Here is a 14,451-nt window from a genome sequence, read left to right as displayed (position 1 = left end):
TGATGCTGTCGCTGGCCCATGGCTGCGACATGCGGGCGGGCGAGGTTGTCCGGCTGCGGGTCGGCGACATTGACGGGGAACAGAAGATCATCCGCATCGTGCAATCCAGGGGTCGCAAGGATCGGAACGTGATGCTGCCCGCTGACATTCTGGGACTGCTGCGGGACTGGTGGGCGGAACGTCCCACCAGTCAGGACACAAGCGGGGCCGGGCCTGAGAGGGTCATTTTCCCCGGCTATCGCGGCAAGCACCTATCTCCCCGTCAGATTTCACGGCTGTTCAAACAAGCGGCGCGGGCGGCAGGCATCACCAAGCCGGTCACGCTGCATACGTTGCGCCATTCCTTTGCGACCCATCTTCTGGAGCGCGGTGTGGATATCCGGGTCATACAGGCGCTGCTAGGTCATGTCGCACGGTGCGAAGACGGCGCGCATGAACACATCTCCTACAGCTCCTGCTGCAACAGGCACTGCCCCAATGCCAGGCGGGCCCAAATGCAGGCGGGTGCGGCAAAGGCCTGGCTGGCGGCACGTGAGGCCGAACTGCTGCCCGTGCGATATTTCCATCTGGTCTTCACGTTGCCAAAGCCGATCCCCGGCATCGCCCATCAGAACAAGCGGGAGCTCTACAATTTGCTGAGGCGGGCGAGCCGCATGTCCACGTGATCGTGCCGGGAGGCGGCCTGTCTGCGGACGGCACCGGGTGGATCGCCTGCCGCGGGAATTTGTGTCGCGGTCTCCAACAGCCGCCTGATCCGCATGGACGACCAAGGCATCACCTTCCGCGTCAAGGATTGCCGCCTTAACGACCCCGGCCGGTACAAGACCATGACCCTCGGGACCGACGAGTTCATCCGCCGGTTTCTGATCCATGTCCTGCCAAAGGGCCAGCGCCGCATCCGCCACTGCGGCTTCTTCGGAAATGCCAACCGTGCCGCCAATATCAGAGAGCTTCTCGGGGCCGAAACATCGGTTCGTGGCAAGGTTCGCGATGACACGATCGAAGGAAGCGATGCGCACCGCCGCGTCCTCGCATTTCCATGCCCATGTTGCGGCGGACAGTTGATCATCGTCGCGACAATCGCCCCCGAACAACACCCAAGAGCACCACCAGGAACAGCAAGGGCCGCTGCATGACGCGCGCGCCAAAGACCGGACTCTCAATCTCAACCGCTCGCGACCAGACTGACATGCGCGCACCCCAGATGGTGGTAGCGCCAAAGGTGTCGATGTCTGCGGGATATGACACATGTGGATCAAAGCTCGCAAAACCCATGCTGAGCCTGCCTGCAAGCGTAAAGTCGCCCCGACCTTCCGGCAGGAACCAAGGCGATCAAGCGGTTGAAATCCCCATAGACCCGGTCGGTCCGCCCAATCCCGACCCCGCGATTTCCCGCTTGAGCGCCTCTTGGACGCCAGCCGAAGCCGCCCCTTACTCAAACCTCGCGCAAGGCGCCCGAGAAACCTGCATCAACTCGGATGTTCGCCGCGCTAAACACGAAGGTCCCGAATGGTCTTTCTCTCGTCCTCCGCTGCGGTTGACCCAGCCGGAACAGCCGTCGCAAAACCGTCAGCTTTGGTGCTCGGGCCGCGCATTCCTGGACACGCTTTCGAACATTGCGACGATCTCGGGGGCAGGTGTCCGGTCCAGAATGCCGTCGGCAATCTGGTCCTGCGTCCAGATAAGGGACCGGGCCGGGTCGTGCAGCATCGCCCAGTTCCCGAACATCCGCGACTCGATCCGCCCGCTGACCAGCTTGTTGATCCCCACATGGCGGTCATCGCGACAAATGCGCGAATAAGCCGCTTCGACCGGTTCCGACGGACCTTCCAGCAGCTGGAGATAGATATCCTGCCGGCACACGAGCGCGCCCGTGATCTCATCGCGGCCGTTGCACGCGCGTGCTTCGTTCAGGATATTGCTCAGGATCGCGCTGTCGTACCCAAAAGGTTGGGACGCATAGATAATATGGATGAGATCGGCGATGGCCTTACCCCCTGCCCGTGCAATTCCGGAAGCGATCAAATATCGATTGGCGCGCTTCCGCGCAGCCTGAGCTTAGCGGACCCTCGCGACAACACAACAAGGCTGTGCGCCCAATCCGAACGGACGCGGCCGTTGACCCGGTCGCCCGACCCCGTGGGACGGACGCCTTACCCGGATAAGGCACCGCCCTGCCCGTTCACGGCTTTTCAAGCATATGAGCCAGCTGCGCCATCGCCGCCTCCATCAGTTCGCGATCCACGCCCTTGCCGCTGATCTTCAGGACATGCCCGTCCCCATCCGCTCCGTAGGCAATCTCGATCCCGTTCGACAGGCGCAGCTTGCTGCGGCTCACCCACCCCGCGGGCGTCCCGGGCTTCGCGGATTTCGGTCGGCCGCCGCGGGATTTCACCGGGGTCTGATCCGCCTCGATCACGTCCAGCGCCGCTTCCAGCGCGGCCCATTCCTCGGCCGCGGTGCCGAACGGCCCGGCCTCCAGCGCTTCGCGCAAGGGCGGCTCGGCCCCCTGACGCAGCGCCGTCGCCAGCCGCAGCCCGTCCTTTTCCTTCAGGGCTTCGGCATGGTCCAGCATGTCGCCCAGTTCCTCGTAGACCAGCGCGAAGGATCTGATTTTCGACCGCTTGGCCTTGGACGCGCTTGCGAACAGGGTGTTCACGGCCTCTTCGACGCTGCCGAAGCTGTCCTGCCGGGCAGCGACCACGGCGATGCGGCCCCGCTCAAAATGGGTCAGCTGGGCGCGGATCTCGTTCTCCTCGACCATCGCGACCAGCGCACCGCCCAGCTCCTCGGGCTCGCGCACCACGGCGCGGATCGTGGCGAACAGCTCGGGGCCCATCAGGCCGTTCAGGTCCCTGACAGCCCGCAGCCGCCGATACCCCGAGATCAGACCGAAGCGCCGTTCGCTGCCTTCACCCTTGTCATACACCTCGATGGGCAGCCGCAGCCCGTTGCGCTGGATCGACCGCTTCAGCTCTTCCATCTCGGACGGATCGATCACCGTTCGGTCCCGGACCATCACGCCCTCATCGACTTCCCCAAGGGGAAGATCGATCATCAGCAGCCCGCCTTCCTCGGCCTTGCGATAAAGGCTGGCATCCCGGCTATCCCGGGCCTGCGCCTCCCTGAGTTCGGGCGGATCAGGCTGATAGGATCCGGCCGTCTCGGCCGCCACCTGCGCGATCGGCGCCAGCGCCCCGGCGCCGGGGCCAAGGGGGGTTTCGCGGCGAAACTCCTGCTCCATCCGGTCCATATCTTCGGCCGAGGGAGCGGTGATCTTCCTGCGTCGTGCCATGGATCAGGCCTCCCTCATGGCGTCGTCTTCGGCCTGGGCCATCTGCTGGTCCCGCCACCAGGCGCCCAGGATCAGCTCTTTCACCTCGGCCCAGGTCTGGTCGAAAGTCTCGCGGCCCCGGACATAGGTATCGCGGTTGAACTCTCGGTAATCGGCCTCGTAGATGCCGTTCACTTGCTCGCCTGCCTGACCGATCATGGCGGTCATGTCCTGGCGGAAGGTGGTCATCAGGTCGCCGAAATAGGCTTGGATGACGTTCGCCAGCTCGGTCTGCTGGGCGGCGTCGAAACGGGTGATCAGGGTGCGGACGGCGTCCCATTCGAAGCGCATTTCGGGCAGGCCCTGGCGGGTGCGGACGCGGTTCTCGCCATCCTCGATCGAGGCGAAGGTGGAGTAGAGCATGTCGAAGAAACGGCCCGTGGAATCGAACTCGAGGAAGCTGGCGCCGAGGGGGATCAGGAGGATGTCGGCGGCGGCGAGGGCGTTGATCGTGAGGTAGCCGAGGGCAGGGGGTGTATCGAGGAGGACGAGGTCGTAGTCCTTCAGAAGATCCTCGGACCCCAGGGCGTTGGTCAGGGCATCCCAGAGGGGCCAGGAGCGTTCCTGCATGCGCCAGACGGGGACCTGGAACTCGGACCAGTAGAGGTTCAGCTGGGCGCCGATCAGGTCGATATTGGGCCAGTGGGTGCTTTGGATCAGGTTTCGTGGCGAAACCGTTAACGCCTCGTTAAGGGTTTCATCGAGGGGCAGGGGGGGCTGGCCGGCGTTCTGGCGGACGCGGTTTTCGGCCTGGAGGTGGCGGGCGAAATCGCGGGCGAGAAGGGGGAAGGCGGTCTGCCATTCGTCCTTGACCTGACCGCCCATGATCGAGGTCATGGAGCCTTGGGAATCCAGATCGATCACCAGCACCTTGTAGCCGTCCAGGGCCGCGCTCATCGCGAGATGGGCGCAGGTCGAGGTCTTGCCGACGCCGCCCTTGAAATTGGCGACGGCGACGATCTTGGCGTCGAGGCCTTCGGGGCGCCACGGGCGGTATTCGCGGCCCTTGGCGCCTTCGGTGGCGAAGTGGTCGCGCAGGCGCATGACCTCTTCCAGAGAGAACCACTTGGAATTGCCGTCGCCCGTACCCTGCGGCAGATCCGGGTGGGTCTTCAGCACGCGGCGGAAATGCGCGGGATTCACGGGGATGAGATAGCGGCAAACCTCCCACGTGGAGAAAAGGCGCAGGCGCTTGCGACCGTCGGGGGCGTGGCCGCCACGGGCGAGCTCGTCCCGGCCGCGGGCGGCGAAAGATGCCGCCTTGGCGAATCGGGCCGTGTCGACGGGATCGCCGAGCTGACCCGCCGCTTTGGCCGGATCGAGGCCGAAGAAGGGGGGCAGGTCGGACTTGCCTGATGATGTCATGTTGCCTCGCGTATATGCGTCAGTTTTTCTGACTTCGCGCCAAGTATCGCACATGAATGGGCTTGAGGGAATCGGCCCGAGGCCGCTGAGACTGAAAAACAGTCAAATATGACCCGGCAACACCGTATCTGTTTAAGGATCTATAAGACTCTTTAGGATCTTTCACTCTGTAATTTCCAAATTACGCCAATGGCTTGCGCCCCGACAGGTGCCCGTCCACGGGGCGAAAGGGACCCGTTCACGGGATGAAGGGGCCCCGGACACGGGGGGACAGGTGCCGATTCGCGGGATTGGGGCCGCAAGCGGAGTCGCGGGGCGCGGAAATGCGCCGTCGCCGCGATCCGTGGCACGCCCATTCCCGTAAACGGGTCCCTAAGGCGGCGCGCGGTCGGGTTCGTTTCGCTTAAGGTATCCGTCTACAGGATGGGACACGGGGCAGGAAAAGCACCCAAAGCGAAGATTGTTTTCAGGTGCCTTTCGGGGCATCATGGGCGCGTGGGAGAGCCGCCCGGCAGAGCGCGGCCCCCCGAGGCGGTGAAAGGACAGGCGATGACGATCGAGGACATCCCCAGAGAAACCCTGACCGGGGCGCTGCGTCGGGGCGCGGTGAAAAAGCACGTCGCGGCGATCCATGTGTCGGGCAAGCTGACGCTGCTTCAGCGCAAGCTGTCAAACGTGCTGCTGCTGAATGCCTATGACATGCTGGGCGAGCAGGCGCAGTTCCAGATCGACGCGCGGACGCTGGCGCTGATGGTGGGGTACAATTCGAACGATATCGACACGCTGAAGGCGTCCCTGCGCGGTCTGGCCGAGACGGTGGCCGAATGGGACATGCTGGATGAGAAGGGGCGGCAGGAATGGGGTGTCTCGGCGCTGTTGTCTTTCGCCACGCTGAAGGAGGGGGTGTGCACCTATGCCTATTCCCCCGCGCTGGCCGAAAAGCTGCGCGACCCGAAAGTGTTCGCGCTGATCAACCTGAACATCCAGCGCCGATTCACCAGCGGATACGCGCTGGCCCTGTACGAGAACTGTTACCGCTTCGTGCGGACGGGCAGCACCGGGTGGTGGCCGCTGGAGACGTTCCGGCGGCTGATGGGCGTGGAGGGCAGCGCGTATTACGAGACGTTCAAGCACCTGAACGCGAAGATCATCAAGCCGGCGGTGGCCGAGGTCAACAAGACCAGCAACATCGTCGTGACGCCCGAAACCCGCAAGCGGGGCAGGGTGGTGACCGAGATCCGGTTCCTGATCGAGAAGAACCCGCAGCTTGGGATCCTGGACCTGGACGATGGCGAGGGGCTGCGCCATGCGCCGGTTTATGAGCGGCTGCGCGGTATGGGCGTCAGCGACCGGCTGGCGCGCCAATGGCTGAAAGAACATGGCGAAGGGGCCGTGGCCGAAAAGCTGGACTACGTGGCGGGGCAGGGGGGTGTGCGCCATCCCGCCCGCTATCTGGCCGCGGCGCTGCGCGAGGATTACACGCCCGAAGCCCCCGCGGAATCGGCGGCACCCACGTCCGAGCGGGCGCAGCGGCTGAAGCGGATCGCGGATGTGGTGGCGCGCAGGTCGCCCACGCAGCGCGACGCGGACCGGCGGTTGTTCCTGTCGCGTCTGGACGGGGCCGCCCGCGACGATTTCGAGCGGCATGGCTGGATGTCGGCGATGAACCATCGCGCCATCCATGCCTTCTGGTCCGAGCTGTTCCCCGAGGAGATGGCCGAAGGCTGATCCGGACCGGCGCGCACGGGTGGCGCCGGTCCGGGGCGTTTGTCAAAGGCTGGCGAGCAGGTCGTTGATGCGCTGCTGCGCGGTCGACAGCGCCTCGTCCACCGGCTTGTTGCCGTGCACGGCCGAGTTCAGCTCTTCCCCAATGATGTCCTGGATCGCGAACTGGCGCCGGACCTCGGGGTTGAGGGATTGCCCGGTCTCGGCCACCTCGGCGATGTTGTCGCGGTGGGGCAGGGACTGGAATTCCTCGGTCTCAAAAACCGAGGCGACGGCTGGAAGGTGGCCGGTGCGCGCCCATTCGCCGTCATTCTCGGCGAGGTAGGCCATGAGCTGCCCGATCGCGGCGACTTCCTCGTCCGAACGGCGGGGATCGCGCGGCACGGCCCAGCCGTGGCCGTCGGCATAGGTGGCGTCCTGTGCGCCGAAGAGCTGGGGCAGGGGATAGACGGTGTAGCCGTCCGAGAGGGCGTTACCCTCTTCCTGCGACTGGGCGGCGTAGTCGCCGATCAGCCAGGTGCCGTTGATCCCGATGCCGCCATCCCCGCCGGAGAACCCGGCCACCGCGGCGGGATAGTCCATGTCGGTGGTCGTCGCACCTTCGTCATAGATGCGCTTGAGGAATTCGGCCGCGGCGGTCGCCTCGGGCGTGGTGAGGTCGACGGCGTTGGGGTCGGTGAAGGGATCGACGCCCTGCTGCATTAGAAAAGTGTAGAACAGGCGGGTGTAGGCGGCCGTCTCGTTGGCGAGGATCTGCACGAGATAGGGCTTGCCGGTCGCCTCCTTGAACTGGGCGGCCTGTTCGAAGAACTCGTCGGTGCTGCCGGGCACAATGGGGGTGCCGTCGTCGTTCAGCAGCCCGGCCTCTTCCATGAGGTTGAGGTTGACGTGCCACAGCATCGTCCAGTTGTCGAAGGGCAGGGCGTAGATCTGCCCGTCCTTGGTGACGCCGGCCAGCGCGGCGTCGGTGAAGGTCGAGGTGTCGATGCCCTGCTCGGACAGGATGTCGCCCAGCGGTTCGAGAAGGTTGCGCGAGGTGTAGTCCGAGATCACCGAGTAGTGCATCGAGACGACGTCCGGGGCGTTGCGGCTGGCCAGCTGCGCGTTCAATTGGTCGTAGCCGGGCCATTCGACGGTGGTCACGTCGACCGTGATGTCGGGGTTCTGGGCCTGGAAGTCGTTGATGAGCGAGGTGATGATGCCGCATTCGCCCACGGCCGCGCTGACATCGGTGTTGTCGCCGTAGTCGGAATCGCAGGCACCGAAGAAGCGCTGAAGCTCGATCGTGGTCTGGGCGCTGGCACCGGTGGCGAGGCATGCGACCGCGGCGCTGGTCAGTAGAAGTTTCTTCATGGGGTCCTCCCTGGGGTTTCGGGGCCTCCCGCCCCGTCGTATGCCGCCCCGCCGCCAACCTCTGGCGGACGGGGCGGATCTTTCGTCACTTCACGGCGCCGCCCGACACGGCGGTCACCACGTGTTTCTGGAATATGATGTAGACGATCAGCACCGGCAGCGCGGCGAACACCGCTTGCGCGGCCAGAAAGCCCAGGCCTTCGGTCTGGGCGAAGTTCACCTGGCTGGATGCGATGCCGATGGTCAGCGTGTACATGTCCTTGTCGGTGGCCGAGATCAGGGGCCACCAGTAGTCGTTCCACGCGAAGAGGAAGGTGAAGATGCCAAGCGTCGCCTGCGCGGGCAGGGTCAGCGGCAACAGGACCTTCCAGAAGATCCGCCAGCGCGTCGCGTTGTCGAGAAGCGCGGCCTCGTCGATCTCGGGCGGGATGGCGCGGAAGAACTGGGTCATCAGGAAGACGCCGAAGGGCAGGGACATGCCCGGCAGCATCAGCCCGATATAGGTGTTGTGCAGGTCCAGCGTGCTGAAGATCTGGTGGCGCGGGATGATGACCGCCTGTTCGGGCACCGCGAGGCCGAACAGCACGATCACGAAGATCACCTTGCGGCCGGGCCATTCCAGCCGCCCGAAGGCGTATCCCGCCAGCGAGGACAGGACCAGCACGCCGGCGGTCTGTCCGGCACCCACGATCAGCGAGTTGACGAACCAGCGGAACACGCCCGAATTGCCGGCGATGTCGGTGTAGTTCTTCAGCGTGTAGGGGCCGGTGAAGGCGGCTTCGGTGCCACGGCTGAGCGCCTCGTTGTCGGTGAAGGACAGGACCAGCACCCAGGCCATCGGCGCGAACATCAGGACCGAGACCGCGACGGCGATCCAGAACAGGGTCCGGCTGTGGCCGTGCTGGATGGGGGTCGTCGCGCTCATGTCCGGGGGCCCCGGCTTGTGACCCAGTATTGCCCCATCGCGGCCACGAGGATGATGAGGAACAGAAGCTCGGACGCGGCGGCGCCCTGGCCGACGTCCCAGTTTTCGAACGCGGCGCGGTAGATATAGAGGACCATGGGCCGCGAGGTGCCGTTGGGGCCGCCATTGGTCATCAGCTGCGCCTGCCCGAACAGCTGGAACTGCATGACGATCTGGATCGTCGCCACGAGGATCAGCGTGCCCCGGATCTGGGGCAGGGTGACGCGCGTGAAGGTCCGCCAGCGCGACGCGTTGTCCAGCGCCGCGGCCTCGTAGAGGTCGCCGGGGATCTGTTGAAGGGCTGCCAGGATCAGGATCATCGGCAGGCCGATACACCACCAGACGGTGGCCACCCCGACCGAGAACAGCGACCAGCCTTCGGTCGACAGAAAGCCGATGGGCTGCCAGCCCATCGCCTGGAACGCCAGCGACAGCAGACCGTCGCCGGGGATGAAGACGAAGCGCCAGATCAGCGTAACGATGGTGACCGACAGCACGGTCGAGCTGAAATAGACCCCGCGCATGAAGGCCGCGCCGCCCGTGCGCGCGTTGAGCGCGAGGCCCAGGAACAGGCCGATCCCGACGAGGATCGGCACCGTGACCACCACGAAGAGAAGCGTGTTGCGCACCGATTGCCAGAACAGCGCGTCGTTCAGCACCCGGGCATAGTTGGTCCACCCGGTGAAGCCGTAGAGGCCGAAAAGGTCGGCCTTTTGCAGGCTGAGATAGATGCCCCAGATCAGCGGCACGACCAGAAGCGCGATGAAGACGACGAGGTAGGGCGCCGCGAAAAGCGCATTCGACAGGCGCGACTGGCGGTGCGGGGCGGCCATCAGTCCGCCCCCGTCGCATGGTGGGCGCGGCCGTCCGCGTCGAAGAGATGGACCGCGTGGGGATCGACCGCGACGCGCACCGTGTCGCCCGCCGTGACGGTCGAACGCCCGGTGTCCTGCGCCACGAGTTCGGACCCGTCGGGCAGGTGGCCGTGCAGAAGCGTTCGGTCGCCCAGCCGTTCGATCACGTCGACGGTCAGGGGCAGGCCTGTGTCGGACGGGGTGGTATCCTCGGCCCTGATGCCGATGCTGGCGCCCTTGGCGGCAAAGCCCGGGGGCAGGGGGACGGCGGTGTCGATGTCGCCCACGCCGTCGACCGTCACCCGCGCGCCGGAGGGGCCTTGCGTCACGCCCGAGACGGGGAGCATCGACATCGCGGGCGAGCCGACGAAGCCCGCGACGAACTTGGTCGCGGGACGCTGATAGACCTCCATCGGGGTGCCGATCTGTTCGATCCTGCGGTCGTGCATCACCACGATGCGGTCGGCCAGGGTCATCGCCTCGACCTGGTCATGGGTGACGAAGATCATCGTGGCGCCCAGACGCTGGTGCAGTTGCGCCAGTTCCAGACGGGTGCGGCCGCGCAAGGCCGCGTCGAGATTCGACAAGGGCTCGTCGAAGAGGAACGCCTTGGGTTCCTTCACGATGGCACGGCCGATGGCGACGCGCTGCCGCTGGCCGCCCGACAGCATCTGCGGCTTGCGGTCCAGAAGGTGGTCGATTTCGAGGATCTTCGCGGCGGCGTCGGTGCGGCGTTCGATCTCGTCCTTCGGGGTGCGCACGTTTTCCAGACCGAAGGCCATGTTCTGCCGCACGGTCATGTGCGGGTACAGCGCGTAGGACTGGAAGACCATGGCGACGCCCCGCTCGCCCGGGGGCAGGGGATCGATGCGCCGGTCGCCCAGGGCGATCTCGCCCTCGTCGACGCCTTCAAGACCGGCGATCATGCGCAGAAGCGTGGATTTCCCGCAGCCCGAGGGTCCGAGGAAGACGACGAATTCACCGTCCTCGATCTGGAGGGAGATGTCGTCGAGGACCGTCAGCGCGCCGAAGCGCTTGGTCAGGTGGCGGATGTCGATCGCTGCCGACATGGGGCGGTTCCTTTCGGTCCGGCGTGCCTAGCGGCCCAGCCGGATCATGCGATAACTGAGGGGGGCAAGCTGCGCCGTCAGGCGGCCATCGGTGATGTCAGCGCCGGTGCCGTCGACGGGGACGACCGGTTCCCCCTCGGGGCCGTTGGTCGCGTCGAGCGCGTGACCGGCGATGACCTTGTCCATGGCGACCTGCGACAGGGACAGGCCCTGAAGCGCCAGGTCGAGGTCGATCGCCTCGGTTTCGTGGCGGTTGACCAGGAAGACGGTCAGCGATCCATCCTCGGCCAGTACGGCCGAGACATCGACGTAAGGCACGTCCTGCGCGACGGGGCTGTCATAGCCGGGGCAGTCCACGGCCAGATTCAGCGCTGTGCCGCGCCCGTAGCGCGAGGCGAAGTAATAGGGCCAGAAGGTCGTCTGCCGCCATGCCGGCCCGTCCTTGACCGTCATGATCGGCGCGATCACGTTCACCAGTTGCGCAAGGCAGCCGACCTTCACCACATCCGCGCGGCGGATGAAGGTGTTGAGGATGGCGCCGACCTGAAGCACGTCGGCGAAGTCGTAGATATCTTCCAGAAGCGGGGGCGCGAAGGGCCAGCCGTCTTCGCCCTGCAGGGTCGCGCGGTCCTGGTCGCGCGAGTGATACCAGACGTTCCATTCGTCGAAGCTGATATAGACGTCGCGCTTGGACCGCTTCTTGGCCTTGGTCATGCGAATGATGCCGGCGACCGTCTGGATATACTCGTCCAGCCGCGCGGGAAGCGACAGGAACTTCGGAAGGTCGCCCTCGTGGTTTTCGAAATACATGTGCAGCGAGATGAAATCGACGCTGTCATAGGTGTAGTCGAGGACCGTCGCCTCCCATTCGGGATAGGTAGGCATCGTGGGCGTGGATGAGCCGCAGACGATCAGTTCCAGCGTCTTGTCGTAGGCGCGCAGGGCTTTCGCGGTCTCGAACGCGACGCGGCCGTATTCGTCGGCAGTTTTCTGGCCGATCTGCCAGGGGCCGTCCATCTCGTTGCCCAGGCACCACATCTTGACGTTCCACGGCGTCTCGCGGCCGTTCTTGCGGCGCAGGTCGGACCAGTAGGTGCCGCCGGGGTGGTTGACGTATTCGACGAAGGCGCGGGCCTCGTCCAGACCGCGCGAGCCGAGGTTGACGGCCAGCATCATCTCGGTCCCGGCGGCTTCGGCCCAGTCGGCGAATTCGTGGATGCCGACCTCGTTCGATTCCGAGGTATGCCAGGCAAGGTCGAGGCGCACGGGGCGGTCTTCCTTCGGGCCGATCCCGTCTTCCCAGTTGTAGGCCGAGACGAAGTTGCCGCCCGGATAGCGGACGATGGGCACGTCCAGGTCGCGGACCAGGTCGATCACGTCGCCCCGGAAGCCGTTTTCGTCGGCCGTGGGGTGCCCGGGCTCGTAGATGCCGCTGTACACGGCGCGGCCCAGATGCTCGATGAACGAGCCGTAAAGCCTTGGGTCGATTTCGCTGATCGCGAAATCCACGTTCGCAACGACACGTGCGCGCATTGCGGGTCTCCTCCCCCTCAATCGTTGGGGTCAGGCTAGGGGAGGGGACTGTGTTTCGTCAATATCTGAAATTGACTATTCGTATCCGTAATTCTGATATTCGCCTAAGTATTGAGCGTCAGAACGATATCCTGGTCGTAGTTCCCGAAGCCCCGGCCGAAGATGTTGATGCCGCCGGGATGTTCGGCATCGTCGTGCACCGCGATGCGGACGCGGATCGAATGGTGCGATTCGAGGTCCAGCGCGGCGAGGCCCACATCCGACAGCCGGACGCCGTCGAGATAGGTGCCGTCGGCGGTGACGCGGAAGCTTTTGAGGTGCCCGTACTGGCTTCCGGCAAGCTTCCACCACGAGGGGGTGTGCACCCCGCGGCGGTCGCCGTAATCGCCGGGCGCGGTCCAGCACCCGATGGGCTTGCCGTTGATTTCGACCGTGATGTCCGAGGGCCAGTTGGCCGACGTTCCCGGCACTTCGGAGCTGAGTTCGAGCCTGAGTTCCAGTTCGGTCACGGTGCGGCCCGCGATCCGGGCGTTGTTGGGAAACTGATAATCCACGTGGCCGCGGGTGAACCACAGAAGGCCCGCGCGCATCCGTTCGGGGTTCAGGAAGGTGGCGGGACTGTCGAGATAGCCGATGATCCCGCTGTCCGAACACAGCCCGCAGGGCGACAGGACCTCGGCCCCGGAATAGAGGCCCACGGGCATCGAGACCTCGATCGCGTCGTTCGTCTCGCGCGGGGTACCGAAGGAGAGCAGGATCTCGGCATGGGCGGCGGTGCAGATCTTCTGCGAGCCGCGCCGGGCCTTCTGGCTGGTGGTGATGATCAGCCCGGCCTCTTCCAGCGCGGTGACGTGGATCGAGGCGCTGGACTGGGGCAGGGAGAGCGTCTCGGCGATCTCGTTGACGTTCATCGCGCCGGACGCGTGCAGCAGTTTGAGGATCTGGAGCCGCGCCGGAACCGCGAGGCATCGCAGCACGTCCTGCCCGTCATCGGGCGTTATCATCAGGTATTTTCGAGTCATGGTCGGGGTATTCGTATCAACAGGGTTGATATGGATCAATGACCGACCTTTCCCCGCATGCGATCGGATACCGTCGTGGATCGGGCATGAGCTTCGACGCCGGCGATCCTGACCGCGCGGCGAATCCGAGCGTTACGGCGGCGACGCGGAATGAAGGCCGAAGTTCGATTTCGTCGTGGTGCGCCGCATGCCGGCGCCGAGCGCGCATTTCCAGCCACTGCGTGCGCTGACAGGCGAGACGGTGATGGGCAGGAGTTGCGTCGGCGTGCCTGATCGATCGTCGCCGAACGCTGTCCTTGACCCCCATGAGCCGGGCCCCGGTCCTGTCTTCAGGACCGCGAAACGGGAGGCAGGCCGCGAAACGGGCCAGACGGCCCGGAACATGCCGGGCCATCACGTCACGCAGGCGTCTTAAAGAAGCGAACTTGATCCAAGCAGCGCGAGGCCCGAGCCGAACAGCATCACCGACAGCACCGCGATCGCCGCGAAGATTAGCGAGATGGCACCGACGATGATCGCGATCAGGGCCAGAAGCGCGGCGGTGTCGTCGGCTTCGGCCTTCGCCGTTGCGCGCGCCTGCCGCCCGAGGATCAAGCCGACGACCGACAGCACCAGTCCGATCACCGGGATGAAGAAGGCGAGGACCGCGCAGATGATCGCGACGACAGCCTTCTTCATCGATCCCGACATGTCGCCCGCGGCACTTCCCGCGCCCACGGCGGCATAGACGTCGCGCGCGGCCGCGCCCTCTCCCTGCACGAAGTCCACCTTCTGGCCGGCAACCGGAACGACATCCGCGTTCCAATCCGAAGCGGCGAACGTATAGCGTTGCCCGTCGTCGCCCGAGATCACGCCTTCGCTGCGCTGAACGTTGAATTCCAGTATTGAGCCTTTCATGTCGGCTTCCCTCTTGCTGGCTGCATTAGATTTGGGGCGGCTCTCGGCGGGGCCTGGTACGCCCTATAGTTCGGGTCCTTCGCCGGCACGCAGGCTTGCCCGCGATCACGGCGCGGGCGAAGTCCCTGAGTTCGTCGAACGACATCGACGGATCGAACGCGACCCGGAAGGCCGGCCGATCGACGGTCGAGGCATTCCCGTTGCGCGCGGTCTGCATGCCCTTCAAAGCGTGGGACAGGAACATGCGCGGGTCTTCGTCGGCCTTCTGGCAGGCCAGCGGAAGCGGTGTGCTTGCGGGAAGGGCGACGGCGGTGCGCAATCTTCGTTTCATCGC

12 protein-coding genes and 2 pseudogenes are annotated in these 14,451 nt (G+C 65.2%); 3 read left to right on the top strand and 11 right to left on the bottom strand.

What is annotated here, in order from left to right:
* Positions 1-2 precede the first annotated feature (2 nt).
* A pseudogene (locus PAA8504_RS22995) lies at positions 3-350 on the top strand (tyrosine-type recombinase/integrase); the annotation flags it as partial.
* Between the two features lie 42 nt (positions 351-392).
* A pseudogene (locus PAA8504_RS22990) lies at positions 393-1,136 on the top strand (transposase); the annotation flags it as partial.
* Between the two features lie 433 nt (positions 1,137-1,569).
* Here PAA8504_RS22990 and PAA8504_RS20050 read toward each other — a convergent pair.
* From PAA8504_RS20050 to PAA8504_RS20040, 3 genes are all read right to left on the bottom strand, one after another.
* The gene (locus PAA8504_RS20050; RefSeq protein WP_245897710.1) at positions 1,570-2,025 is read right to left on the bottom strand and encodes a BLUF domain-containing protein; all 456 of its coding nucleotides are present in this window, start codon (positions 2,023-2,025) and stop codon (positions 1,570-1,572) included.
* 157 nt (positions 2,026-2,182) lie between these two features.
* On the bottom strand, positions 2,183-3,295 hold the full coding sequence (locus PAA8504_RS20045) for a ParB/RepB/Spo0J family partition protein (protein WP_108895920.1): 1,113 nt from the start codon (positions 3,293-3,295) through the stop codon (positions 2,183-2,185).
* 3 nt (positions 3,296-3,298) lie between these two features.
* Entirely contained in the window at positions 3,299-4,699 is a 1,401-nt protein-coding gene (locus PAA8504_RS20040) for an AAA family ATPase (protein WP_108895919.1), read from the bottom strand.
* Positions 4,700-5,248: 549 nt separating this feature from the next.
* Between PAA8504_RS20040 and PAA8504_RS20035 the strand changes: the two genes are divergently transcribed.
* A complete protein-coding gene (locus PAA8504_RS20035; protein ID WP_108895918.1) occupies positions 5,249-6,427 on the top strand; it encodes a replication initiation protein in 1,179 nt (392 codons plus the stop codon).
* A gap of 42 nt (positions 6,428-6,469) precedes the next feature.
* On the opposite strand, the gene PAA8504_RS20030 is transcribed toward PAA8504_RS20035, so the two are convergent.
* The 8 genes from PAA8504_RS20030 to PAA8504_RS19995 form a co-directional block, all read right to left on the bottom strand.
* Positions 6,470-7,777 carry an extracellular solute-binding protein gene (locus PAA8504_RS20030; protein WP_108895917.1) on the bottom strand — a complete coding sequence of 436 codons (1,308 nt, stop codon included), beginning with the start codon at positions 7,775-7,777 and terminating at the stop codon, positions 6,470-6,472.
* An 85-nt stretch (positions 7,778-7,862) separates the two neighbouring features.
* Positions 7,863-8,702, bottom strand: coding sequence for a carbohydrate ABC transporter permease (locus PAA8504_RS20025; protein ID WP_108895916.1), 840 nt, complete (start codon positions 8,700-8,702; stop codon positions 7,863-7,865).
* Entirely contained in the window at positions 8,699-9,574 is an 876-nt protein-coding gene (locus tag PAA8504_RS20020; protein WP_108895915.1) for a carbohydrate ABC transporter permease, read from the bottom strand. Before PAA8504_RS20020 ends, PAA8504_RS20025 begins: the two co-directional genes overlap by 4 nt.
* Entirely contained in the window at positions 9,574-10,665 is a 1,092-nt protein-coding gene (locus PAA8504_RS20015) for an ABC transporter ATP-binding protein (protein WP_108895914.1), read from the bottom strand. The genes PAA8504_RS20020 and PAA8504_RS20015 overlap by 1 nt, the downstream gene beginning before the upstream one ends.
* A gap of 27 nt (positions 10,666-10,692) precedes the next feature.
* Positions 10,693-12,198 carry an arabinosylfuranosidase ArfA gene (gene arfA, locus PAA8504_RS20010; protein WP_108895913.1) on the bottom strand — a complete coding sequence of 502 codons (1,506 nt, stop codon included), beginning with the start codon at positions 12,196-12,198 and terminating at the stop codon, positions 10,693-10,695.
* A gap of 104 nt (positions 12,199-12,302) precedes the next feature.
* Positions 12,303-13,202, bottom strand: a complete 900-nt coding sequence (locus PAA8504_RS20005; RefSeq protein ID WP_245897709.1) for an ArsR/SmtB family transcription factor — start codon at positions 13,200-13,202, stop codon at positions 12,303-12,305.
* Between the two features lie 429 nt (positions 13,203-13,631).
* Entirely contained in the window at positions 13,632-14,117 is a 486-nt protein-coding gene (locus PAA8504_RS20000) for a hypothetical protein (protein ID WP_108895912.1), read from the bottom strand.
* A gap of 25 nt (positions 14,118-14,142) precedes the next feature.
* Positions 14,143-14,448 carry a hypothetical protein gene (locus tag PAA8504_RS19995; RefSeq protein WP_108895911.1) on the bottom strand — a complete coding sequence of 102 codons (306 nt, stop codon included), beginning with the start codon at positions 14,446-14,448 and terminating at the stop codon, positions 14,143-14,145.
* Between the last annotated feature and the right edge of the window lie 3 nt (positions 14,449-14,451).

It is taken from the genome of Palleronia abyssalis (genome assembly GCF_900302445.1).
Taxonomy (GTDB): Bacteria; Pseudomonadota; Alphaproteobacteria; order Rhodobacterales; family Rhodobacteraceae; genus Palleronia; species Palleronia abyssalis.
Note: the sequence above shows the minus strand (reverse complement) of the source record. Positions and strands in the feature narration are given on the sequence as shown.

Excerpts from the sequence above, each read along its gene's own strand:
- PAA8504_RS20045 (WP_108895920.1), bottom strand. The coding sequence starts at position 3,295 with ATGGCACGACGCAGGAAGATCACCGCTCCCTCGGCCGAAGATATGGAC.
- PAA8504_RS20040 (WP_108895919.1), bottom strand. The coding sequence starts at position 4,699 with ATGACATCATCAGGCAAGTCCGACCTGCCCCCCTTCTTCGGCCTCGAT.
- PAA8504_RS20035 (WP_108895918.1), top strand. The coding sequence starts at position 5,249 with ATGACGATCGAGGACATCCCCAGAGAAACCCTGACCGGGGCGCTGCGT.
- PAA8504_RS20030 (WP_108895917.1), bottom strand. The coding sequence starts at position 7,777 with ATGAAGAAACTTCTACTGACCAGCGCCGCGGTCGCATGCCTCGCCACC.
- PAA8504_RS20025 (WP_108895916.1), bottom strand. The coding sequence starts at position 8,702 with ATGAGCGCGACGACCCCCATCCAGCACGGCCACAGCCGGACCCTGTTC.
- PAA8504_RS20020 (WP_108895915.1), bottom strand. The coding sequence starts at position 9,574 with ATGGCCGCCCCGCACCGCCAGTCGCGCCTGTCGAATGCGCTTTTCGCG.
- PAA8504_RS20015 (WP_108895914.1), bottom strand. The coding sequence starts at position 10,665 with ATGTCGGCAGCGATCGACATCCGCCACCTGACCAAGCGCTTCGGCGCG.
- arfA (WP_108895913.1), bottom strand. The coding sequence starts at position 12,198 with ATGCGCGCACGTGTCGTTGCGAACGTGGATTTCGCGATCAGCGAAATC.
- PAA8504_RS20005 (WP_245897709.1), bottom strand. The coding sequence starts at position 13,202 with ATGATAACGCCCGATGACGGGCAGGACGTGCTGCGATGCCTCGCGGTT.
- PAA8504_RS20000 (WP_108895912.1), bottom strand. The coding sequence starts at position 14,117 with ATGAAAGGCTCAATACTGGAATTCAACGTTCAGCGCAGCGAAGGCGTG.
- PAA8504_RS19995 (WP_108895911.1), bottom strand. The coding sequence starts at position 14,448 with ATGAAACGAAGATTGCGCACCGCCGTCGCCCTTCCCGCAAGCACACCG.